Below are 22502 nucleotides of genomic sequence, written 5' to 3' on the forward strand. Positions count from 1 at the left end.
GTCCCGCACCCGCCGACCCGGCCGACCCGGCCGACCCGGACTTTGTCACGGCAGCAGCGGCGGCCGGAGAGAGGGTGACCCGGCAGGGTCGGGCAGGCGATACGCCTCGAGGCCCGGCTGCGGCGGCGGCTGGGCCAGCCGTTCCAGAGCGGCCCGAATGACGTCGGCATAGATCCGACCGCCGGCCGGACCGGGATGGATGTTGTCGTTTGCGAGCACATCCGTGTGCGAGGCGATCGCCGTGCTCCAATCGGCCAGCTCGACCGCGCGGTGCCGGGCCGCGTACTCGGCCAGGCTGGCGTTCACCCCGGCCGTCCAGTCACGTTCGGCGAAGGCAGTGACCAGGATCAGCTCCCGGTCCGGACCGATCACCGCGCGGATGGCCGCCAGCTGACTCGAACGGATCGGCCCGTTGGTGCCGAGGCCCACGACGACCACCGGCCGGAGCGCGCCGGCCTCGGCTTGGGTGGCCAGGATGTCGGGGGCAGCCCCCATGCCCCGAGAGACGGTGGCATCGATCGCGATCCCCGGGAAGCCGGCCTGCAGCTCGGGGGCCGAGGCGAGCATCACCGAATCGCCCACGGCCGTGATCAGGTCCCCGGGCGCCGCGCGTTCGATGGCGCTGGCGGCCGGCCGGGACGCGCGCCGTGCGTTCTGCACGGCCTGCCGCTGCGCAGCATCCAGTGCCTTCTGGCCGCGTTCGATCTCGCTCTGCGCGCTCGTCTGGGCGGGAGCGGTGAGCAGGGCCGCGATCGTGCCGGTCGCCAGGAACAGCGCGGCGGCGCCGAACAGGCCGAACCAGACGAGCCCGCCGGGCGTGCGGATCGTGCGCGCGCCGCTCGTGCTCTGCCGCAGGCGACGGATGCTGCCGCGCACGCCCTTCGTGCGCACGGGAAGTTCCAGCCAGCGGTACGACGCACCGGCCGCCAGCAGCGTCAGCGCGCCCGCCAGCACCCCGACTCCGATGCTCGTCAGCACGGTCGGTGATGCGGCGGCCGCCGGCCACGCCCCCTGAGCGAGCACAAGCACCGGCCAGTGCCACAGATAGATGCCGTAGGAGCGTTCACCCAGGTAGCGCAGCGGCGCGGTGTCCAGCGCCGGGCCGAAGCCGGGCCCGCGCACGGCCGCCCAGATCACGACCGCGGTCAGCAGGCTCACCAGCATCAGTCCGCCTCGATAGGTCGCCAGGCCGGTGTCGGGCAGGGCGAACGCCGCCGCCAGCACCCCGGCCAGGGCGAGCCGACCCAGCCACGGCCGCCAGCGGTCGCGCAGGGCGGCGAGGCGGGGTGCCGTGTCGCCCGGGAGGCCCGAACGGCGCAGCAGTAGCGCGAGCGCGGCACCCGTGAAGAGCCCGAAGCTGTGCGTGTCCGAGCCGTAGTACACCCGGGTGGGGTCGGCGGGGTCGTACAGTAGCCCCATCCAGACGGCAGAGGCCAGGGCCAGGCCGGCGACGAGTGCCAGGCGGAGCCGGCCGCTCCTCACCAGCAGCAGGCCGAGGAGAGCGAACGGCCAGATCAGGTAGAACTGCTCCTCCACCGCCAGCGACCACAGATTGCGGAACAGTTCCGGCGCCGTGGCGCTGAAATAGCTCGCCGACCCGGCGATCGACACCCAGTTGTAGCCGAAGGTGATCGCGCCGAGCAGCTGCCAGCCGAGGCCCACCAGCACGTCGCCGCCGATCAGCCAGGCGGCAGTGCACAGGATCAGCACCAGCGGGACCAGTGGCGGCACCAGGCGCAGCGCCCGCCGTTTCCAGAAACGACCGAGCGCGATCCGCGCGGTTTCGTCTCGTTCGGTGATGAGGAGGCCCGTGATCAGGAACCCGCTGATCACGAAGAAGACGTCGACCCCGATGAATCCGCCGGGAAGGACCGCGGGGAAGAAGTGGAACACCACGACCAGAACCACGGCGATACCACGCAGGCCGTCGAGACCGGCCAGGCGTTTGGTGGGCACGTTCACGGAGTACGGATGAGCGTCAGAGGGCGGGGGCGGCAAATTTTCATGACAGGTGGGGACCGAAGCCCGGGTTCTACGATAACCCGGACCGGACCGTACACTTACCTCCGTGATTCTTCCCCCTGCGCCCGACGAGACCCAAGCAGCGGGCACCACCCGGATCAGGCTCGACATCGCCTATGACGGCACCGGCATGAGCGGCTGGGCGACGCAGCCGGGCCTCCGCACCGTGCAGGGTCAGATCGAGGCCGGGCTGGCCGGCATCCTGCACAGCCACCCGCCGACCCCGATCCTGACCGTGGCCGGGAGAACGGATGCCGGTGTGCACGCGACCGGGCAGGTCGCCCACTTCGATCTGAACCCCGACCAGGCCGACGGCCTCGTGCGCATCTCCCGCGGCAAGGGGCGGCCCCCGACACCCCTGGCGGTCATGGTGCAGCGGCGGCTCAGCGGCATCCTCGTCACCCAGCCCGAGATCGTGATCACATCCTCCGTGCTCGCCCCGCCCGGGTTCGACGCCCGGTTCTCCGCGCTGTACCGGCGCTACGAGTACCGGATCGCCGACTCCGTCGTCGGGCACGACCCGCTGCAGCGGTTCCGTACCACCTGGCACGGCTTCGCCCTCGACGTGGACGCCATGGACGCGGCTGCCGCGACGCTGATCGGCCTGCACGATTTCGCCACCTACTGCAAGCCGCGGCCCGGGGCCACCACGATCCGCACCCTGCAGGAGTTCCGCTGGTACCGCGATCCGGATGGTGTGCTCGTCGCATCCGTTCAGGCTGACGCCTTCTGCCACAGTATGGTGCGCGCGCTGGTCGGGGCTTGCGTCGCGGTGGGGGAGGGGCGGCTGTCCGGGGACCGTCTGGTCGACCTCCGAATCGAGCGGGCCCGCACCAGCGAGTTCAAGGTGATGCCCGCCCAGGGTCTCACGCTGCTTCAGGTCGGCTATCCGGCCGACGAACTGCTCGCCCTGCGGGCCCGCGAAACCCGCGCGCGCCGGGAGCTCATCGACGACACCGAGTGATGGTTGAATTGCGCTGCCAGGCCGACGGCGTTAGAGTTACTCCTTGGTGTCTGTGCGTTGCAGCCAGACACACGAACGTGAGCCCTCCATCGATCGTGTTCCCTCTCTGGGAACACACCCGGAGCGGGATTCACGAACACCTCCGTTCGAACAAGAAAGCAGCTTAATAGTGACGCGCACTTACACTCCCAAGGCAAGCGAAGTCCAGCACGACTGGGTCGTCATCGACGCCACAGACATCGTGCTCGGTCGTCTTGCCAGCCACGCCGCAATTCTCCTTCGCGGGAAGCACAAGGCAACGTTCTCTCCCCACATGGATATGGGCGACTTCGTCATCATCGTCAACGCCGAGAAGATTGCCCTCACCGGCAAGAAGCTCGACCTGAAGATGGCGTACCGCCACTCCGGTTACCCGGGCGGCCTCACGGCCACCAACTACTCGGAGATGCTCGAGAAGCACCCGACCCGTGCGGTTGAGAAGGCCATCCGTGGCATGCTGCCGAAGAACACGCTCGGCCGCGCCCAGCTGGCCAAGCTCAAGGTCTACGCCGGCCCGGAGCACCCGCACGCTGCGCAGCAGCCGAAGCCGTACACCCTCGCCCAGGTCGCTCAGTAGCGCCGGCCTCCAGACTTTTCGACTCTAAGAAAAAAGGATTCACACCATCGTGGCGAAAATCGCAGATCAGATTGACCAGGCTCCGGAGAGCTACTCGACCGAGACTCCGACCGAGACTGTAACCAAGGCGCCCCGCGCCATCCTCAACGTACCCGGCGCAGCCGTCGGACGCCGCAAGCAGGCCATCGCCCGCGTGCGCATCGTCCCCGGCTCCGGCACGATCACCGTCAACGGCCGCGAATTCGGGGACTACTTCCCGAACAAGCTGCACCAGCAGCTCATCAACGACCCGTTCAAGGTGCTCGACCTCATCGGCAGCTACGACGTCATCGCCCGCATCACCGGTGGTGGCCCCTCCGGCCAGGCCGGTGCCCTGCGCCTCGGTATCGCTCGTTCACTGAACCAGATCGACGAAGAGAACAACCGCGCCATCCTCAAGAAGGCCGGCTTCCTCAACCGTGACGCTCGCGTCAAGGAGCGCAAGAAGGCCGGACTCAAGAAGGCCCGTAAGGCTCCTCAGTTCTCCAAGCGTTAAGTCGATTGGCACCGTAGAAAAAATGCCTCGACTATTTGGCACGGACGGCGTCCGGGGTCTGGCCAACCGTGATCTCACGGCTGGCCTGGCTCTGGCCCTCGCCCAGGCCAGTGCGGCGGTCCTCACGCAGGGCCGCCGCGCGGAGTTGCGTCGCGCAGAGGGCCGTCGTCCCGTCGCGGTGCTCGCCCGGGATCCTCGGATCTCCGGTGAATTCATTTCGGCCGCGGTCGCGGCCGGCCTGGCGAGCTCCGGTGTGGACGTGCTCGACGCGGGCGTCATTCCGACTCCAGCCGCGGCTTTCTTGATCGCCGATATCGGCGCAGATTTCGGCGTGATGATTTCCGCCTCGCACAACCCCGCTCCCGACAACGGCATCAAGTTCTTTGCCTTCGGGGGAACCAAGCTTCCCGACGACGTCGAGGACCGCATTGAAGAGCATCTGTCGCTCGACATGCTCACGCCGATCGGCGGAGACGTCGGTCGCATCAGCCGCTTCGCGGACGCCGAGGACCGCTATGTCGTGCACCTGCTCGGAACGCTGCCGCACCGCCTGGACGGCATCCACGTCGTGCTCGACTGCGCGCACGGTGCCGCCGCCGGCGTATCGCCGCAGGTCTTCACGGATGCCGGTGCCACGCTCACGGTCATCGGCGCCGACCCCGACGGCAACAACATCAACGACGGGGTGGGCTCCACCCACCTCGACAACCTCTCCCGTGCCGTCCTCGAGGCCGGTGCGGACGTCGGAATCGCCCACGACGGCGACGCGGACCGGTGCCTGGCCGTCGACCGCGACGGCAACGTCGTCGACGGTGACCAGATCATGGCGATCCTCGCTGTCTCCATGGCCGAGCGCGGGGTTCTGAAGGACCGCACGCTCGTGGCCACGGTGATGAGCAACCTCGGTTTGCGTAAGGCCATGGCGGCCAACGACATCCGCATGATCGAGGCCAAGGTCGGCGACCGATACGTGCTCGAAGAACTCAACGTCGACGGGCTGTCCCTCGGCGGCGAACAATCCGGTCATGTGATCATGACCAAGTTCGCCACGACCGGTGACGGCATCCTGACCGGGTTGCACCTGGTCGCCGAAATGGCACGCACCGGCAAGACCCTCGCAGAGCTCGCCTCGGTGATGACGGTCTACCCGCAGATCCTGGTCAACGTGCGCGGCATCGACCATCACGGGCTGAAATCGAACGAGGTCATCGCGGAGGCTATCCGCGCCGCTGAGGCCGAGCTCGGGGACACCGGACGGGTGCTGCTGCGCCCGTCGGGCACCGAGCCCATGGTGCGCGTCATGGTCGAAGCGGCCGATCAGGGCACCGCCGACCGGCTCGCGAACGAGCTGGCCGACATCGTGCGCCTGCAGCTCGCCCTCTAGAGAGTTCTCGCCGCGGCCGCACCCGGGGCCGCGGCCGCACCCGGGGCCGCACCCTCGTTCTCGGCCGCGGGCCCCGCACTCTCGTTTTCGGCCGCGCCCCGCGCGCCCGCTCTGCCCCGCACCCCTGACGAATTCGACGGAGATTTTGCCCGAATCGTTCCGAAACAGCCAGAGAAACCGGCTTTTCGCCAAAATCTCCGTCGAATTGGTTCACAGCCGGAGTGCCCGGACGTCGAGGATGCCCGTGCGGTGACACACGGCGGAGCACACTGTGCGGTGGCACACGGCGGGTCACACCTTACGCAGCAGCACCTTGGAGACGGAGTGGTTCGGATCCTTGCGCAGCACGAGGGTCGCCCGAGAGCGGGTCGGACGGATGTTTCGCAGCAGGTTCGGTTCGTTGATCTCGGTCCAGATTTCCCGGGCGCGGCTCCGCGCCTCGGCCTCGGTCATACTCGCGTACCGGTGGAAGTACGACTTCGGATTGCTGAATGCGCCGCGCTGCAGCTTGAGAAAACGCTCCTCGTACCAGCGGGCGATGTCCTGCGTGCGGGCGTCCACGTATACGGTGAAGTCGAAGAGGTCGCTGACGGCGAGGCCATGGCCGGGTCCGGGCGGCTGCAGCACGTTGAGGCCCTCGACGATCAGAATGTCCGGCTGCCGCACCACGATCTGGGCGTCGGGCACGATGTCATAGCTGAGGTGTGAGTAGAACGGCGACCGCACCTCGGCGGCACCGCTCTTGACCGCGGCCACGAAGCGCAGCAGGGCCCGCCGGTCGTAAGACTCCGGGAACCCTTTTCGGTCCATCAGGCCCCGGCGGGTGAGTTCGGCGTTAGGCAGCAGGAAACCGTCGGTGGTCACCAGTTCGACCCGCGGGGTGTCCTCCCAGCGGGCCAGCAGCTCCCTCAGCAAGCGGGCGATGGTGGACTTGCCCACCGCGACCGATCCGGCGACCCCGATCACGAACGGCGTGCGCTGGGCGCGCTCTCCGAGGAAGTCGCTCGTGGCGCGGTGCAGCTGCCGTGCACCGGCGGCGTAGAGGTTGAGCAGGCGGCTGAGCGGCAGGTAGACATCCGTCACCTCATTGAGGTCGAGCGGCTCACCCAGCCCCCGCAACTGCACGATCTCCGTCTCCCGCAGCGGAAGCCGGGTGGTTGGCGCGAGGGCGGCCCAGTCAGCCCGGTCCAGTTCGACGAAAGGAGTGCTGTGGCCGTTGTTCCAGGGACTCGCAACCGGATCGGACATTTCACCGAGCTTACTCGGACTAATATCGCAGTCATGTGTGGAATCGTTGGATACGTCGGAGATAACAAGAGCGTTCAGGTCCTGATGGGAGGTCTGCGGCGACTCGAGTACCGGGGGTACGACTCCGCGGGGATCGCTGTCATCGACAGCGAAGGTACTCTCAATACCGCTAAGCGGGCGGGCAAACTGGCCGTTCTTGCCGCCGAGCTCGAGGCGAACCCGATTAATAATGGGAACACCGGTATCGGACACACTCGGTGGGCCACCCACGGGGCGCCGAATGACGTGAATGCGCACCCGCACCTGGGTGACAACGGCAAGCTGGCCCTTATCCACAACGGAATTATTGAAAACTTCTCCGTGCTCAAGGACGAACTCCTCGCGGAGGGATTCACCTTCGAGAGTGAGACCGACACCGAGGTCGCCGCGATCCTGCTCGGCCGGGAATACCAGCGCGTCGGCGACCTGGGCGAAGCGTTCCGGGCTGTCGTCTCCCGCCTCGACGGGGCCTTCACCCTGCTCGCCGTCCACCAAGACCAGCCCGGCATCGTCGTCGGCGCCCGCCGCAACTCACCACTCGTGATCGGCCTGGGCGACGGAGAGAACTTCCTCGGCTCCGACGTCGCCGCTTTCGTCGAGTACACCCGCCGCGCGGTCGCCATCGGCCAGGACCAGATCGTCACGATCACGCCGGACCTCGTCACCGTCACCGACTTCGACGGCAACGCCGTCGAAGTCGAAGAGTTCGACATCGCCTGGGATGCCTCCGCGTCCGAGAAGGGCGGCTGGTCCAGCTTCATGGCCAAGGAAGTCTCCGAGCAGCCGGATGCCGTGCGCAACACCCTGCGCGGGCGCATCCATGAGGGCCAGGCCGTCGTTCCCGAGCTGACCGAATTCGGAGACGACGTGCTCGCCGGCATCCGTCGCATCGTGGTCGTCGCCTGCGGCACCGCAGCGAACGCCGGCTACGTCGCCAAGTACGCCATCGAGAAGTGGACCCGGGTTCCGGTCGACATCGAACTCAGCCACGAGTTCCGTTACCGCGACCCGGTGCTGAACCCTGAGACCCTGGTCATCTCGATCAGCCAGTCCGGCGAAACCATGGACACGCTGATGGCGGTCAAGTTCGCCCGAGAAGCGGGCGCGAAGGCCATCTCGATCTGCAACACGCAGGGTGCCACCATCCCCCGCGAGTCGGACGCCGTCATCTACACCCACGCCGGCCCGGAGGTCGCCGTGGCCTCGACGAAGGGCTTCACCGCCCAGATCGCCGCCCTCTACCTCTTCGGCCTGCACCTGGCCCGGGTGCGCGGCAGCCTCAGCGAAGCAGAGTGCGCCGTGCAGATCGCCGAGCTCCAGGCCATCCCGGACAAGCTGGCGACCACGCTGCTGCAGGAGTCGACCGTGCACGAGCTGGCCACCTGGATGGCCGACACGCGCGCCGTGCTGTTCCTCGGCCGCCACGTGGGTTTCCCGATCGCGCTCGAGGGTGCGCTCAAGCTCAAGGAGCTCGCGTACATCCACGCGGAGGGCTTCGCCGCCGGTGAGCTCAAGCACGGCCCGATCGCGCTGATCGAGCCCGGCCAGCCCGTCTTCGTCATCGTGCCGAGCCCACGCGGCTCCGCCCACCTGCACCCCAAGGTGGTCTCGAACATCCAGGAGATCCGGGCCCGCGGCGCGCGCATCATCGCGATCGCCGAAGAAGGGGATGTCGCGGTGCTGCCGTTCGCGGACACCGTCATCCGCATCCCGCTGGCCTCGCCGCTGTTCGAACCGCTCCTCGCGGTCGTACCGCTGCAGATTTTCGCCATGGAGCTCGCCACGGTGAAGGGCCTCGACGTCGACCAGCCGCGCAACCTGGCGAAGTCCGTCACGGTCGAGTAGCGCCAGTCCTCGAGTCGGAGTAGCCGGAGGGTGCAGCACAGGGTGCAAGGGTTGGCCGGATGATCCGGGGCATTGGGGTCGACATCGTCGACCTCGCTCGCTTCGAACGGCAGGTCTTGCGCACGCCTGGGCTCATTCCCCGGCTCTTCACGGAAGCCGAGCGCGGGTTGCCGATGCACTCCTTGGCCGCGCGCTTCGCGGCCAAGGAGGCACTGATCAAAGCGCTCGGCGACAGTGCCGGCGCCAGCTGGCAGGAGATGGACGTCGTGACCGACGCGCACGGCAACCCAGGATTCGTGCTTCACGGGGCTGCCGCGGCGGCACTGACGGCCCGCGGCATCGACACGGTGCACTTGACCATGACCCACGACGCCGGGGTGGCCTGTGCGTTCGTGGTCGCGGAGGGCGGGGCATGACCGGATACCGCGAGGCCGTCGTCGACCTGGGCGCGGTCTACGCCAACGTCGCGCACCTCAGGCAGGTGGCCGGCACCCCGCACCTGATGGCCGTCGTCAAGGCGAACGCCTACGGTCATGGGGCAGTGCCGGTCGCCCGTACCGCGCTCGCCGCGGGCGCAGACTGGCTCGGGGTGGCCGACGTCGACGAGGCGCTCGAGCTGCGGGCCGCCGGCATCGACGCGCCCGTCCTGGCCTGGCTGCACGATCCGGATGCCGACTTCACCGTCGCCATCACCCGGAACATCACCCTCGGGTTGTCCTCGGCGCGGCAGCTGCGCCAGGTCGCCGAGGCCGCTGCCGCTCTCGGTCGCGTGGCCGAGGTCCACCTCAAGCTCGAGACCGGGCTCAACCGCAACGGCGTGAACGAACCGGACTGGGCCGAGACGTTCGCTCTGGCGGCCCAGCTCGAGCGGGCCGGCCGCCTGACCGTGACCGGTATTTTCAGCCACCTGTCGAATGCGTCCCCGGTCGACGACGCCGAGGCGATCGAGCGCTTCGAACGCGGTGTTGCTCTCGCCGCCGGCACCGGGCTGGCCCCGGCTCTGATCCACCTGGCGTCCACCGCGGCGGCGCTGCGCGTGCCGGCCGCCCGCTTCTCGATGGTGCGGGTGGGTATCGGCATCTACGGTCTGTCGCCGTTCGCGGACCAGACGTCGCAGGATTTGGGCCTCATCCCGGTGATGACGCTGCGGGGGCGCATCGCCGCCGTGCGCCGCGTGGCTGCGGGGGCCGGGGTGTCCTACGACTACCTGTGGCGGGCACCGGTCGACGGCTACCTCGCCCTCGTGCCACTCGGCTACGCGGACGGCGTGCCCCGCCAGGCCTCCGGAACCGCGTGGGTCGACATCTCTGGACGCTCGCATCCGCTGGTCGGGCGCATCGCGATGGATCAGTTCGTCGTCAGCGTCGGCCAGGAACGTGTGACGGTCGGCGACGAGGTCGTACTGTTCGGCAACCCGGAGACCGGTGTGCCGAGCGCGACCGACTGGGCCGACGCCGCCGGTACCATCAACTACGAGATCGTTACCCGGATCGGCCGCCGAGTTACCCGCAGCTACCGGAACGCGGTCGACGGCGCGGCGGGCGGCACCCGGCCCGGTGGCTGCGTTCGTCCCGGCGGCGGTTCGCGCTGATGCGCGCCGTCATCCCCGACGCCGACAGCATGCACGAGTTCGGCCGCGCGGTCGCGGGGCTGCTGCAGGCCGGCGACCTGATCGTGCTGACCGGGCCCCTCGGCGCCGGAAAGACGACCTTCACCCGCGGCCTGGGGGAGGGTCTGCAGGTGCGCGGCTCGGTCACCAGCCCCACCTTCGTACTGGCCCGCACCCACCCCAGCACGATCGGAGGACCCCCGCTCGTGCACGTCGACGCCTACCGGCTCGGGAGCGCCCTCGAGCTGGATGACCTCGACATCGATTTCGCCCGGTCGATCGTCGTGGTCGAGTGGGGTCGCGGGATGCTCAACGGTATCGCCGAATCCTGGCTCGATATCGAGATCGAACGGCCCGTCGGGGCCTCGCAGGCGGCCACATCCGTCGTCGCCGACGAGGCCGAGGTGCTCGACCTCGACGAGCCGCGCACGGTCACGGTCACACCGCACGGCCCCCGCTGGCCGAACGAATTCGACGGAGATTGCTTTCCGACAGGCCCATGACGGGCACGATTCGGCTCTAGAGCCCAAAATCTCCGTCGAATTCGTTCACGGCGGCCGACGAGCAGGCATCGGCGGCACAGCACATCGGCGGCGCAGCGCATTGGACACAGCGAATAGGCTGGTAACGTGCTTCTCGCCATCGATACTTCCGCCGGAACGAGCGTCGCGGTCGTGGATCTCGCCCGAGGCGTCATCGCCGAACACGCCACCGACGACACTATGCGCCACGCCGAGGTGGTCGGCCGCCTGATCGCCGACTGCCTCAGCGACGCGGCCGTGCCGATCAGCAGCCTCTCCGCGGTGGTCGGCGGCATGGGTCCCGGCCCCTTCACCGGCCTCCGGGTGGGCATCGCCGCCGCGCGGGTCTTCGCGTTGGGCGCCGGGGTTCCCTTCGTGCCCGTCGTCAGCCACGATGCGCTCGCCTTCGGCCGCTATCAGGCCGGCCACACCGGTCCGCTCGTCGTCGTCACCGATGCCCGTCGCCGCGAGGTGAACTGGTCTGTGTACAGTGGGGCGGATGCCGTGGGTCTTCCGATCCGGGTCGACGGTCCTGGCGTGGCCCGGCCGGCCGTGCTGCGGGAGCCCGACTGGGCGCATGCTGGGGTGCCCCGCTTCGACGCGGTCGCCGTGTCCGCCGGGGAGCTGGGGCAGGTCGCCGAACTGATGTGGGCCCACCAGCGCCCGTTCGCCGCCGACACGGCGCTCTACCTGCGCTCGCCGGATGTCACCGTGTCCAACGGCCCGAAACGGGTGAGTTGATCATGTGGCAGCTGCGGCGCGCCCGGGCCGCCGATGTGGACGCCATCATGGCGCTCGAGACCCGTATCTTCGTCAACGACGCGTGGTCCGCCGAGGCGATGGCCCAGGACGTGGTCAATCCGAACTGTTACTACCTGGTGGCCTTCCCCCCCGATGAGCCCGACCGAATCGAGGGCTACGCCGGGCTGCAGGCCCTGCAGGGAGCGCGCGAGGGCGACATTCAGACCATCGCGGTCACCGAAGAGGCCCGCGGTCACGGCCTCGGCCGAACCCTGATGCTCAGCCTGATCGCCGAGGCCCGGAAGCGGGGCATGCGCGAGGTGTTCCTCGAGGTGCGGGCCGACAACCCGCCGGCCCAGGAGCTCTACCGCCGGCTCGGCTTCGAGGAGTTGGGCATCCGCCCTGGCTACTACCAGCCCGACAACGTCGACGCGATCGTGATGCGACTGCACGTGCCTGACGCCGAGATGCAGATGACACCGGCAGAGGCCGCACCGGAGGCCACCGAATGACCACCCTGAACGCGCAGACCACCCTGAACGCGATGACCGCGCAGAACCCCGCCAACCCGCTCGTGCTCGGCATCGAGACCTCCTGCGACGAGACCGGAATCGGAATCGTCCGCGGAACCACCCTGCTTTCCAACACGATCGCGTCGTCGATGGACGAACACGCCCGCTACGGCGGAGTCGTGCCGGAGGTGGCCGCGCGCGCGCACCTGGAGGAGCTCGTTCCGGCGATCCGGGCGGCCGCGCTGGAGGCCGGCATCCGTTTGCAGGACATCGATGCGGTGGCCGTGACCTGCGGCCCCGGTCTGGCCGGCGCGCTCATGGTCGGGGTCGGCGCGGCCAAGGCACTCGCCATCTCTCTCGGCAAACCGATTTACGCGGTCAACCACCTGGTCGGTCACGTCGGGGCCGATGTGCTTCGACTCGGCGCAGACGACTCCACGGAGCCGCTGGAATACCCCACCGTTGCACTCCTCGTCAGCGGCGGTCACACCTCACTGCTGCTGGTGCGCGATCTGGTCTCCGATGTCGAACTGCTCGGCGAGACCATCGACGACGCGGCCGGCGAGGCCTTCGACAAGGTGGCCCGCCTGCTCGGCCTGCCCTACCCGGGCGGACCCCAGATCGACCGGGCCGCGCGGGAAGGCAATCCCGCCGCCATCCGTTTCCCCCGCGGTCTCAGCCAGACCAAGGACATGGCGAAACACCGGTACGACTTCTCGTTCTCCGGGCTCAAGACCTCGGTCGCGCGCTGGGTCGAGCAGAGACGCGACGCGGATGAGCCGGTGCCGCTGGCCGACGTGGCCGCCAGTTTCCGAGAGGCGGTCGTCGACATCCTCCTGACCAAAGCCGTCGCTGCCTGCGTCGACCTCGGTGTGCCGAGGCTCCTGCTCGGGGGCGGCGTGATCGCCAACGCTCGGCTGCGTCAGGTGGCCCAGGAGCGCACGAACGCCGCCGGCATCGCCCTGCGCATCCCGCCTCTGTCGCTCTGCACCGACAACGGCGCCATGATCGCGGCCCTCGGGGCGCAGCTGATCATGGCCGGGCATGCGCCGTCGTCACTGGAGTTCGGGGCGGACTCCACTCTTCCGGTCTCCGAGATCCAAGTCTGAAACCCCCTCCCACCGGTATTTCGCCACCGGACGGGTATTCTGGCTTCGGCAGGCGACATTTGTTCGTGCGATCAACACCTTGTCCGACTGGGAGCCAGATCGGCAGCCCAGATGCACCATTCCCGAAGGAGCAATCGACATGACCGACCCCAACGAGCCGCCGGTTAGCCCGCCCATGTTCCAGCCGCCGGCGGCGCAGGCCGCTCCGGCCTACGCCCAGCCGGGCTACCCCCAGCCCTACGCGCCGCAGGGCCCGTCCGAGAAGTACAACGTGCTGTCCATCGTGTCGCTCGTGACCTCGGTGCTCGGGATCTCCCTGGTCGGCATCATCACCGGCCACATCGGTCTGAGTCAGATCGGGAAGACCGGAGAAAAGGGACGGGGACTCGCGATCGCCGGCCTCATTGTCGGCTACGCCGGCCTGGCGGCTCAGCTCCTGGCCGTCGTCCTGCTGATCCCGTTGATGATCGCGATCGCGAACGACCCGACCCTGCTCAATACCTACTGACCCGGTGGCCACGGGCAGAAACCCTGCGCGTCGATGGCCCGTGACCCGATATGCAACCAGCGACGCCACCCCGTCGTCCGGAAAGGAATGAATTCGCATGAGCGATTCCAACAACCCCAGCAACCCTGACGTGCCCCGCGTGCCTGACGTGCCGCAGGTGCCCGGCGTACCGCAGGTGCCCGACGTGCCACAGGTCCCCGATATCCCGCGCGACGAGCAGGGGGCGTCTGCCGCCCCGCCGGCGTACAACGGCCCGACCCCGCCGGCCTCCGTCCCGCCCTCCTACGGCGGCCCGACCCAGCCGCCCGGCTACGGCGCCCCGACGATGACCCAGGCACCTGCCTATGGCGACGCGTATTCGTCGCCCTACGGTGCGGTCGCCGCGAAGCAGCCGATTCTCAGCATCCTGGCGCTGGTCGCCGGCGTTATCGGCGTGCTCGGCTCGCCGATCGTGTTCCTCCCGATTGTGGGTGGCATCCTCGGACTATTCATCCCCGCCGCCGCGGTCGTCCTGGGCTTCCTCGGCAAGTCGAAGGAGCCGCAGGCGAGGGGCTTCTGGCTGACCGGGCTGATCACGGGGTTCATCGGCGTCGGGCTGGCACTGGTCAGTATCGTGATCTGGTCTGTCTTCTTCGCCACCATCCCTACCTCGTCGTACTGAGCGGAAGATAGCAGCGGGGATGGTTGGGGAGGAACGGGACTGGTCCCGCAACGATGACTTCCGGGTCGACCTCACCCGGCCTCCGGCGCCCGCTCCGGGGGAGCTGGACTACGCGTCGACCATCACAGCCCCCACCGAATGGGTGCCGTACGTCTACACCGACAGCGAGCTGAGCGCGCAGGCAGACCGGAGCGGGCTGTCCATCGCATCGCTCGTCTTCGGGCTGCTCGGGCTGCTGATCGCGGTCTTCGGCGTCTGGGGCGCGGCGCTCTCCCTGGCCGCGGTCGTGCTGGCCGTGATGGCCCGCCTGACCGAGCGCCGTGCCGGCACCGTGTGGGCCTACGGGCTGTGGACCGGGCTGGCGGGGCTGGTCCTCGCGGTCGGGTGGGTGTTGATCGTCACGCAGGTGCTGACGGTCGTGCCCGGCTGAGCCGCGCTGTCCTTCGCCGCTGGCCTTAGTCGAGTGGCGGAACCCGCTCCACCAGCAGAGCCACCCGGTGACCGGCGGCCCGGGTGAGCACGAGCGTCGCCGACTCGGGGCCCTTGAGCTTCAGTCGGGTGCGCAGGGTGGCCGGGTCGACGTCCACGCCGCGTTTCTTGATCTCGAGAGTGCCGATGCGGCGTTCCTGTAGGGCCAGCCGCAGCTTCTTCTCGTCGACGGGCAGCACCTCGAGCACCCGGAATGCGGTGGCGAAGGGCGTGCGGTGCAGGGTCTCGGAGGTGAGGTACGCGATCCCCTCGCTCAGCATCGACGCGTCGAGCGACCGGGCCAGGTCCCCGATCAGACGTGCACGGATGATCGCGCCGTCCGGCTCGTACAGGTAGTCGCCCAGCACTCCCACCGGGGCATCCGTACTGTCGTGGGGCGCGGTCAGTTCGTGAATCCCGGTTCGGCCGAGCAACAGGGCGGAGCGACGGATGCCGGCGCGTGCCAGTGCTCCGAACCACAGCCCCATCTCCACGAGCTTGCCGTCCACGGAGACCCACTGCGCCTCGGCCTCCGCGGGGATCAGCTCGCGGTCGTGGCCCGGCCCGAGCTTGACGCCGACGGGCATCCGCTCACTGAGACCGAAGACGAAATCGAGGTGGGGGGAGTAGTCCTCCGGCCGGGTCAGGCGCGAGGTGTTGGAGTGCCCGGCGGTGCGCCGGGCCGGGTCGAGCCAGGCGGCGTCGAAGCCAGCCAGGTCGATGTCTTCCGCGGACGAGTGCAGCACGCTCGCGTTCTCGAACGGAGCCAGGTTGTAGCTGGCGACGGTCGCGGTCACCTCGTCGGCGTCCACCCCCGTGACCGTGAGGTCCATGGCGGCCAGGGCCATGGCGTCGCCTCCGATGCCGCAGCCGAGGTCGACGACCCGGTCCAGGTACGCGCCCGCGAAGCGGCCGGCGTGCAGCGCCGCCACCCTCAACCGGGTGGCCTGCTCGAGGCCGGCCTCCGTAAACAGCATGCGGCCGGCGAACTCGCCGAACTTGGGCACGGCCCTGGCGCGGAGCCGGGACTGGCTGAGCACCGCGGTGACCAGGTCGGGGCTGTGTCCGGCCTTGCGGAGTTCGCTCACCACCCGCACGACGTCGGCGGCCGGGTCGTACGGCGGCAACGAGTCCAGCAGGCGCAAACCGCCCGGCGATAACAGCTCGACGAGCTCTGAGCGTTCCATCGTGCAAACCTATCAACACGGCGCATCTGGCACTCACGTTGCGTGAGTGCCAGATGCGCCCTAAACTCGTCTTAGCACTCTCGCTGTGAGTCTGCTAACTATGTCTTAGCTAAGAAAGAGGTCAACCGTGTCGGTCTCCATCAAGCCGCTCGAGGATCGCATCGTCATCAAGCAGGTCGACGCAGAGCAGACCACCGCATCAGGTCTGGTCATTCCTGACACCGCCAAGGAAAAGCCCCAGGAGGGCGAAGTTGTCGCAGTCGGCCCCGGCCGCATCGACGACAACGGCAACCGCATTCCACTCGACGTCGCCGTCGGCGACAAGGTGATCTACTCCAAGTACGGTGGAACCGAAGTCAAGTTCGGTGGCGAGGACCTCCTCGTCCTGTCGGCCCGCGACGTGCTCGCAGTCGTCGTTCGCTAGCCACACCCACGCAACGGTAGAATCCCGGATGGCCCTGGCCATCCGGGATTCGTCGTTAAGAAAGGTCCGCTGTGGCGCAAGACCCTCTTTCACCCGGGAAAATCCGCGCGGCCCGCCCGGCGCGGTCGGAGCAAAGCAAGGGACTGATCTACGCGGTCCTCGCCTACGCCCTCTGGGGCGCCCTGCCGCTCTACTTTCTGCTCCTCGCGCCCAGTGGTGCCTTCGAGATCGTGGCCTGGCGGGTTCTCTTCTCTCTGGTGTTCTGCGCACTGCTGATCACGGTCACGCGCAAGTGGAAGTCCTTCCTCGCGCTGCTGCGGAGGCCCCGCATCGTGTTCACGATGGGTCTGGCCGGCCTCCTGATCTTCGTCAACTGGCAGACCTACGTCTTCGCCGCCCTCAGCGGCCACGTGGTCGAGGCAGCCCTCGGCTACTTCATCAACCCGATCGTGACCGTGTTCCTCGGCGTCATTCTGCTGCGCGAGCGTCTGCGCCTGCTGCAGTGGGTAGCCGTGGGAATCAGCCTCGGGGCCGTCGTCGTGCTCACCGTCGGCTACGGCTCGCTGCCGTGGGTGTCACTCATCCTCGCGTTCTCGTTCGGCTTCTACGGTTTGATCAAGAAAAGGGTCGGCCGTGACGTCGATGCCGTCGCCGGACTCACCCTCGAAACGGTCTGGCTCGCACCCATCGCCGTGGTGCAGCTGATCGTGGTGGCCTCCGTCTCCGGTCTCACCTTCGGAAGCGTGTCCACCTGGCATACCGTGGGGCTGCTGGCAGCAGGTGTTGTGACCGCCGTGCCGCTGTTGTTCTTCGCCGCCGCGGCCCGGCGCCTGCCTCTGACCTACATGGGTCTGATCCAGTACTTCGCTCCGATCCTGCAGTTCCTGGTCGGCGTCTTCGTGCTGCTCGAGCCCATGCCTCCCGAGCGCTGGGTCGGTTTCGCACTGGTCTGGGTGGCGCTGGTCCTTCTCACGACCGACATGGTCCTCACCGGACGCGCGCCCCGGCGTGCGTCCCTTGAACCGGTCTGAGCCCCGCTACGCTCGGGGACGCACCTCGTACGTGAAAGGACACCGGATGCGCACTGCGTCGACTTCCCTGCCCGTCCACCTCGTCGGGGCGCTCGCCTGCGTGCTCCTGCTGTCCGGATGCAGGGCCGAGGTCGCGCCGCCCGTAGTCGAGCCCGCTGCCGCCGCGTCCGTCGTGGTGGCTCCGTCCGGTGACGGTACCGTGCGCCTCGGAACCCTGTTCCCCATGACGGGCCCGTCGGCGGCCAGTGGTGCGGCACAGGTGGCCGGCTCCGAACTGGCCGCCCGCGAGATCACCGAGCAGGGCCGCATTCTCGGCACTCCGATCGAGATCATCCACCGCGACTCCGCCGTCGACCCGGCGACGTCGCTGACCGACTTGTTGGCCCGTGGCGTCGACGTCGTGCTGTGGGACGCCACCGTTCCGATGCCGGGCGATCTGGCCGCCGCCGTCGCGGCGGCGCCGGTGGTACTGCTGTGGCTCGGCGACTTCGCAAACGGGGGCACGCCGCTGGCCGCCAGTGACGGCTTCGCTGCGCGCCTGCGCACCCTCGATCCAGGGCTGGTCGACACTGCCGGCGGCGGTGAAGCCTATGACGGAGTTGTCCTGAGCGCCCTGGCAGCAGCACGGGCCGGAGACGACGGTGCGGCGTCGATCAGGCCCGCTCTCGACCAGGTGAGTACCGGGGCGTTCGCCTGCGCATCCTGGGGAGAATGTGCGGCCGCGCTGGCCGATGCGCAACAGATCGCCTATCAGGGCGTCACCGGCCGCCGATCGTAACGATTTGGTCTGCGTTACACGGATGTAACCCGGTTGCCTTGTTTCGCGCGATTCCTGTCAATAATGTGACAGAACGGCAGTCAATCGACCGCTGTCATTTCTCATTCCTAGTCCCAAGGAGCAACATGAGCGTATTCGCGAAGGCCTCGGCCTCCCGCTCAGTTCGGGCAGTCGTCACTGGAGTCGCCCTCGTCGGCGTCAGTGCACTTCTGCTCACCGGCTGCAGCAGCAACACCGCTGAGCCGGCTGCATCGGAAGCCCCCGCCGCGAGCGGAGACGCCCAGGCCATCACGGCCGGCGACCGCGACCTGACCCTGAAGATCGGCACCATCCTTCCCCAGAGTGGTGCCCTGGCTTTCCTCGGCCCGCCCGAAGAAGCCGGCGTCGCCCTGGCCGTCAAGGACATCAACGACGCGAACCTCGGCTTGACCGTTGAGGCCATCTTCCGTGACTCCGGCGACACCACGACGGACACCGCGACCGGTTCGGTGACCGACCTTCTCTCGCAGAAGGTTTCCGCCATCATCGGCGCGGCATCCTCCGGCGTCTCCAAGACCGTGATCGACCAGATCACCGGCGCGGGCGTCGTGCAGTTCTCCCCGGCCAACACCTCGGCGGACTTCACGAAGTATGCCGACAAGGACCTCTACTGGCGCACCGCCCCGTCCGACCTGCTGCAGGGTGAAGTCCTGGGCACCCAGATCGCCGACGACGGCAACAGCACCCTCGGCCTGATCGTGCTCAACGACTCGTACGGCACCGGCCTGGCCGAGTCCACCACGACCGCCTTCGAGGCTGCGGGCGGCGAGGTCGTCGCCACGTCCCTGTTCAACGAGGGTGACTCCAACTTCGCCGCTCAGATCTCCGAAGTGACCGCCGCCAACCCCGACGCGATCGCCCTGATCACGTTCGACCAGGCCAAGGTCATCACCCCCGCACTGGTCGGCTCCGGCTTCCCCGGTGGCAACCTGTACTTCGTGGACGGCAACCTGTCCGACTACAGCAAGGACTTCGACGCCGGCATCATCACCGGTGCCAAGGGCACGCTGCCCGGCCTCGACGTGGGAACGCTCGGCGACTTCACCGATCGTCTCAAGGAGATCGACCCCACCCTGACCGACTTCAGCTACGCGGCAGAATCTTACGACGCCGTCATGCTCGTCGCGCTGGCGGCCTACGCGGCCAACGACGTCTCGGGTGAGGCCATCTCCAAGCACCTCCGCCAGGTCTCTGGGGGAACCGGCGACGGCACCACGGTCTCCGACTTCACCGCGGCGGCTAAGGCCCTCGCGGACGGCGACCAGGTCGACTACGACGGCTTCTCCGGCCCGGTCACGTTCGATGAGAACGGCGACCCGACCGAGGCGACCATCGGCGTCTACGAGTACCTCGAAGACAACACGTACAAGCGCATCAACTAGTCACGATTCGTCGCTGACCAGCATTCGATCTGGAAGGGCCCCGACTTCGGTCGGGGCCCTTCTTCGTTCGCCCGGTGACGGCCGTCACCCGGTGACGCCCCTCCCGGACACCAGCGGCGTCACCGGATCCGGAGCACCGGACACACGGAAGCGGCGCCCGAAGATCTCGGGCGCCGCTTCGTCGTGCGGGGCAGTCGGTGCGGGCGGCTCCGGCTAGTCGTCCTGGCCGAGGGTGCCGAGGTAGAGGCCGATCACCTTGGGATCGTTCAGCAGCTCGCGGCCGGTGCCCGTGTAGGCGTCACGGCCCTGATCGAGCACGTAACCGCGGTCGCAGATCTGCAGGCATCGGCGCGCATTCTGCTCCACCATGATCGTGGTCACGCCGGCCTTGTTGATCTCCTTGACACGCAGGAAAGCCTCGTCCTGGCGCACGGGGGAGAGGCCTGCGCTCGGCTCGTCGAGCAGCAGCACGTGCGGGCCCATCATCAGCGCCCGCGACATGGCCACCATCTGGCGTTCCCCGCCGGACAGCGATCCGGCGCGCTGCTGCAGACGCTTCCCGAGCTCCGGGAAGATCTCCGTGACGAACTCGAGGCGTTCGGTCAGGCCTTTCGGCTTCAGGAACATGCCCATCTCCAGGTTCTCCTGGATCGTGAGCGTGGGGAAGACGTTGTTCGTCTGGGGCACGAAACCGACGCCCTTGGCCACGAGCTTGTTCGCCTTGAGGTTGGTGATGTTCTCGCCGCGAAGCAGGATCTCACCCTCCCGAACCTTGACCTGGCCGAAGATCGACTTGAGCAGCGTGGACTTGCCGGCGCCGTTCGGGCCGATGATCCCGATCAGCTCGCCGTCGTAGGCGGTCAGGGAGCAGGCGTTGAGGATGTTGACGCCCGGCAGGTAGCCGGCCGTCACCGTCTTGACCTCGACGACGGGCTGCCCGGTGGGGGTGTAGGCCGGCGCGGCGGCAGGGCTGGTGTTCGTCAATCGAGCAACTCCTTAATGGCTTCCACACGTTCTGTTTCGGCGGCCGGATCCTCGCCGAGGTCCTCGTCGTGGTGCTGACCCAGGTAGGCGTCGATCACGGCGGGGTTACGCATCACCTCGTGCGGGTCGCCCTCGGCGACCACGCGGCCCTCGGCCATCACGATGACCCAGTCGGCGATGTGGCGCACCATGTGCATGTCGTGTTCGACGAAGAGAACCGTCATGCCCTCCGCCTTCAGGTTGAGGATGTGGTCCAGTAGCGACTGCGTCAGTGCCGGGTTCACCCCGGCCATCGGCTCGTCGAGCATCACCAGGCTCGGCTCGCTCATCAACGCCCGTGCCATCTCGAGCAGTTTGCGCTGCCCGCCGGAGAGGCTGGCGGCGTAGTCGTCCTTCTTGGTGTCGAGCTTGAACCGTTCGAGGATATCGAGGGCCCGCACCCTATTCGCCTCCTCCTGCTTGGCCCAGAAGAAGGGGAAGATCGCCCGGAACAGGTTCTCGCCGGCCTGGCCCTTGGCGCCGAGCAGCATGTTGTCCATGACGGTCAGCAGGCCGAGCGCCTTGGTGAGCTGGAAAGTGCGCACCTGGCCCATCCGGGCCACCTTGAACGCGGGCATCCCCGACAGTGGGCGACCCTCGAAGGTCCACGACCCGGTGTCGGGCTTGTCGAAGCCCGTCAGCAGGTTGAACAGGGTGGTCTTGCCGGCTCCGTTGGGCCCGATCAGCGCCGTGATGGCGCCGCGCGGGATCTCGACGTGGTCGACGTCGACGGCCTTGAGACCGCCGAAGGTTCGACTCACGCCGTCGGCAACCAAGATCGGGTCGCGCTTCTTGCAGCCCGGTTCGGCCTCGCCGATGTGCAGGTCGGTCGACTTGACCGGCTTGTTGCTGGGAACGGTGTTATTTGACAAAGGCCAACTCCTTCTTGTTTCCGAAGATGCCTTGCGGTCTGAAGATGACTATAAGCATGATCGCCACTCCAACCAGGATGAAGCGCAGCTGGCCGGCCTGGATGCTGGTGATGAACGGGATCCAGCCTGCCTCCACTGCTCGGGCGATGAACCCGGAGAAGAAGGAGAGCAGAACCCAGAAGACCATCGAGCCGATGACCGGCCCGAGAATCGTCGACGCGCCGCCGAGCAGGAGGATCGCGTAGATGAAGAACGTCAGGGACGTCTGATAATTCGAGGGCACCACGGCACGGGGAAGCACGAAGATCATTCCGGCGATCGTGCCGAACACGCCACCGAGAATCAGGGACTGCATCTTGTAGGAGTAGACGTTCTTGCCGAGCGCGCGCACAGCATCCTCGTCTTCACGGATTCCCTTGATCACGCGACCCCACGGGCTGCGCATGATCTGCCAGGTGAACAGGCAGGCGAGGGCCACGATCGACCAGGCCACGATGCGCAGCCACCAGTCATACTCGTTGTACTCGAAGGGGCCGAAGCCGTAGCGCCCCTCCGGGATCGGGTTGAGGCCGGCGAAACCGCCCTTGTAGCCGCTCAGGCCGTTCGCGGAACCCGTGATGGACTGGAACGTGTTCGTCGTGAACAGGAGGCGCACGATCTCGGCCGCCGCGATCGTCACGATCGCGAGGTAGTCCGCGCGCAGGCGGAGCGTCGGGATGCCCAGGACCAGGGCGAAAACGATGGATGCGCCGACCCCCACCAGCACGGCACCCCAGACGGGGAAACCGAAGCTGAGGGTGGAGATGGCGAACCCGTAGGCTCCGAGGGCCATGAAGCCGGCCTGGCCGAAGTTCAGGAGGCCGGTGTATCCGAAGTGGATCGCCAGCCCGAGTGCCGCGAGGGCGTAGGCGGCGGTGGTCGGGCTGATCAGCTCGACGGCTGCGTTGCTAAAGATTGCTCCCCAGTCGATCATCGGATGCCCTT

General features: G+C 67.9%; 24 protein-coding genes. 18 read left to right on the forward strand and 6 right to left on the reverse strand.

Annotated features, from left to right (window positions below):
• Positions 1-45 precede the first annotated feature (45 nt).
• Positions 46-1956: an acyltransferase family protein gene (locus tag E3O22_RS11545; RefSeq protein WP_241976622.1), complete on the reverse strand. Its 1911-nt coding sequence runs from the start codon at positions 1954-1956 to the stop codon at positions 46-48.
• A gap of 196 nt (positions 1957-2152) precedes the next feature.
• Here E3O22_RS11545 and E3O22_RS11550 point away from each other — a divergent pair, with 196 nt between their 5' ends.
• From E3O22_RS11550 to glmM, 4 genes are all read left to right on the forward strand, one after another.
• Positions 2153-2986, forward strand: coding sequence for a tRNA pseudouridine(38-40) synthase TruA (locus E3O22_RS11550; RefSeq protein WP_104171773.1), 834 nt, complete (start codon positions 2153-2155; stop codon positions 2984-2986).
• Between the two features lie 169 nt (positions 2987-3155).
• Positions 3156-3602, forward strand: coding sequence for a 50S ribosomal protein L13 (gene rplM / locus E3O22_RS11555; protein WP_134363342.1), 447 nt, complete (start codon positions 3156-3158; stop codon positions 3600-3602).
• A 49-nt stretch (positions 3603-3651) separates the two neighbouring features.
• Entirely contained in the window at positions 3652-4137 is a 486-nt protein-coding gene (gene rpsI, locus E3O22_RS11560) for a 30S ribosomal protein S9 (RefSeq protein ID WP_104100939.1), read from the forward strand.
• 22 nt (positions 4138-4159) lie between these two features.
• Complete coding sequence (glmM, locus tag E3O22_RS11565) at positions 4160-5521, forward strand: phosphoglucosamine mutase (protein ID WP_134395119.1); 1362 nt, start codon at positions 4160-4162, stop codon at positions 5519-5521.
• A gap of 291 nt (positions 5522-5812) precedes the next feature.
• On the opposite strand, the gene coaA is transcribed toward glmM, so the two are convergent.
• Positions 5813-6769 carry a type I pantothenate kinase gene (gene coaA, locus E3O22_RS11575; protein WP_134395117.1) on the reverse strand — a complete coding sequence of 319 codons (957 nt, stop codon included), beginning with the start codon at positions 6767-6769 and terminating at the stop codon, positions 5813-5815.
• 33 nt (positions 6770-6802) lie between these two features.
• Between coaA and glmS the strand changes: the two genes are divergently transcribed.
• The 10 genes from glmS (at position 6803) to E3O22_RS11625 (ending at position 14744) form a co-directional block, all read left to right on the forward strand.
• Positions 6803-8653 (forward strand): glutamine--fructose-6-phosphate transaminase (isomerizing), encoded by a 1851-nt coding sequence (glmS, locus tag E3O22_RS11580; protein ID WP_134395116.1) that lies wholly within the window; start codon positions 6803-6805, stop codon positions 8651-8653.
• A 59-nt stretch (positions 8654-8712) separates the two neighbouring features.
• Positions 8713-9069 (forward strand): holo-ACP synthase, encoded by a 357-nt coding sequence (locus tag E3O22_RS11585; RefSeq protein WP_134395115.1) that lies wholly within the window; start codon positions 8713-8715, stop codon positions 9067-9069.
• Complete coding sequence (alr, locus tag E3O22_RS11590; protein WP_134395114.1) at positions 9066-10244, forward strand: alanine racemase; 1179 nt, start codon at positions 9066-9068, stop codon at positions 10242-10244. Before E3O22_RS11585 ends, alr begins: the two co-directional genes overlap by 4 nt.
• Complete coding sequence (gene tsaE / locus E3O22_RS11595) at positions 10244-10765, forward strand: tRNA (adenosine(37)-N6)-threonylcarbamoyltransferase complex ATPase subunit type 1 TsaE (RefSeq protein WP_134395113.1); 522 nt, start codon at positions 10244-10246, stop codon at positions 10763-10765. The genes alr and tsaE overlap by 1 nt, the downstream gene beginning before the upstream one ends.
• A gap of 126 nt (positions 10766-10891) precedes the next feature.
• A complete protein-coding gene (gene tsaB / locus E3O22_RS11600; RefSeq protein ID WP_134395112.1) occupies positions 10892-11524 on the forward strand; it encodes a tRNA (adenosine(37)-N6)-threonylcarbamoyltransferase complex dimerization subunit type 1 TsaB in 633 nt (210 codons plus the stop codon).
• A 2-nt stretch (positions 11525-11526) separates the two neighbouring features.
• The gene (gene rimI / locus E3O22_RS11605; RefSeq protein WP_134395111.1) at positions 11527-12036 is read left to right on the forward strand and encodes a ribosomal protein S18-alanine N-acetyltransferase; all 510 of its coding nucleotides are present in this window, start codon (positions 11527-11529) and stop codon (positions 12034-12036) included.
• On the forward strand, positions 12033-13145 hold the full coding sequence (tsaD, locus tag E3O22_RS11610; RefSeq protein WP_241976623.1) for a tRNA (adenosine(37)-N6)-threonylcarbamoyltransferase complex transferase subunit TsaD: 1113 nt from the start codon (positions 12033-12035) through the stop codon (positions 13143-13145). Before rimI ends, tsaD begins: the two co-directional genes overlap by 4 nt.
• Before the next feature lie 139 nt (positions 13146-13284).
• Positions 13285-13653 (forward strand): DUF4190 domain-containing protein, encoded by a 369-nt coding sequence (locus E3O22_RS15945; protein ID WP_166784637.1) that lies wholly within the window; start codon positions 13285-13287, stop codon positions 13651-13653.
• A gap of 97 nt (positions 13654-13750) precedes the next feature.
• Complete coding sequence (locus E3O22_RS11620) at positions 13751-14314, forward strand: DUF4190 domain-containing protein (protein WP_134395109.1); 564 nt, start codon at positions 13751-13753, stop codon at positions 14312-14314.
• 19 nt (positions 14315-14333) lie between these two features.
• Positions 14334-14744: a DUF4190 domain-containing protein gene (locus tag E3O22_RS11625; protein WP_134395108.1), complete on the forward strand. Its 411-nt coding sequence runs from the start codon at positions 14334-14336 to the stop codon at positions 14742-14744.
• 25 nt (positions 14745-14769) lie between these two features.
• On the opposite strand, the gene E3O22_RS11630 is transcribed toward E3O22_RS11625, so the two are convergent.
• Positions 14770-15969, reverse strand: a complete 1200-nt coding sequence (locus E3O22_RS11630; RefSeq protein ID WP_134395107.1) for a methyltransferase domain-containing protein — start codon at positions 15967-15969, stop codon at positions 14770-14772.
• A 127-nt stretch (positions 15970-16096) separates the two neighbouring features.
• On the opposite strand from E3O22_RS11630, the gene groES reads away from it, so the two are divergent.
• From groES to E3O22_RS11650, 4 genes are all read left to right on the forward strand, one after another.
• Positions 16097-16393, forward strand: coding sequence for a co-chaperone GroES (groES, locus tag E3O22_RS11635; RefSeq protein WP_066597535.1), 297 nt, complete (start codon positions 16097-16099; stop codon positions 16391-16393).
• Positions 16394-16494: 101 nt separating this feature from the next.
• A complete protein-coding gene (gene rarD / locus E3O22_RS11640; protein ID WP_134395192.1) occupies positions 16495-17424 on the forward strand; it encodes an EamA family transporter RarD in 930 nt (309 codons plus the stop codon).
• 46 nt (positions 17425-17470) lie between these two features.
• Positions 17471-18202 carry an ABC transporter substrate-binding protein gene (locus E3O22_RS11645; protein ID WP_134395106.1) on the forward strand — a complete coding sequence of 244 codons (732 nt, stop codon included), beginning with the start codon at positions 17471-17473 and terminating at the stop codon, positions 18200-18202.
• Between the two features lie 125 nt (positions 18203-18327).
• Positions 18328-19623 carry an ABC transporter substrate-binding protein gene (locus tag E3O22_RS11650; RefSeq protein ID WP_134395105.1) on the forward strand — a complete coding sequence of 432 codons (1296 nt, stop codon included), beginning with the start codon at positions 18328-18330 and terminating at the stop codon, positions 19621-19623.
• Between the two features lie 213 nt (positions 19624-19836).
• Here E3O22_RS11650 and E3O22_RS11655 read toward each other — a convergent pair whose 3' ends face one another.
• Genes E3O22_RS11655 through E3O22_RS11665 form a run of 3 tightly spaced genes read right to left on the reverse strand, consistent with a single transcriptional unit; the run spans position 19837 to position 22488 of the window.
• Positions 19837-20607, reverse strand: coding sequence for an ABC transporter ATP-binding protein (locus E3O22_RS11655; RefSeq protein WP_104171787.1), 771 nt, complete (start codon positions 20605-20607; stop codon positions 19837-19839).
• A complete protein-coding gene (locus E3O22_RS11660; RefSeq protein ID WP_104171788.1) occupies positions 20604-21518 on the reverse strand; it encodes an ABC transporter ATP-binding protein in 915 nt (304 codons plus the stop codon). Before E3O22_RS11660 ends, E3O22_RS11655 begins: the two co-directional genes overlap by 4 nt.
• Complete coding sequence (locus E3O22_RS11665; RefSeq protein ID WP_134395191.1) at positions 21508-22488, reverse strand: branched-chain amino acid ABC transporter permease; 981 nt, start codon at positions 22486-22488, stop codon at positions 21508-21510. Before E3O22_RS11665 ends, E3O22_RS11660 begins: the two co-directional genes overlap by 11 nt.
• Positions 22489-22502: the final 14 nt, after the last annotated feature.

Origin of the sequence: Cryobacterium sp. TMT2-18-2, assembly GCF_004402245.1 — a bacterium.
GTDB lineage: Bacteria > Actinomycetota > Actinomycetes > Actinomycetales > Microbacteriaceae > Cryobacterium > Cryobacterium sandaracinum.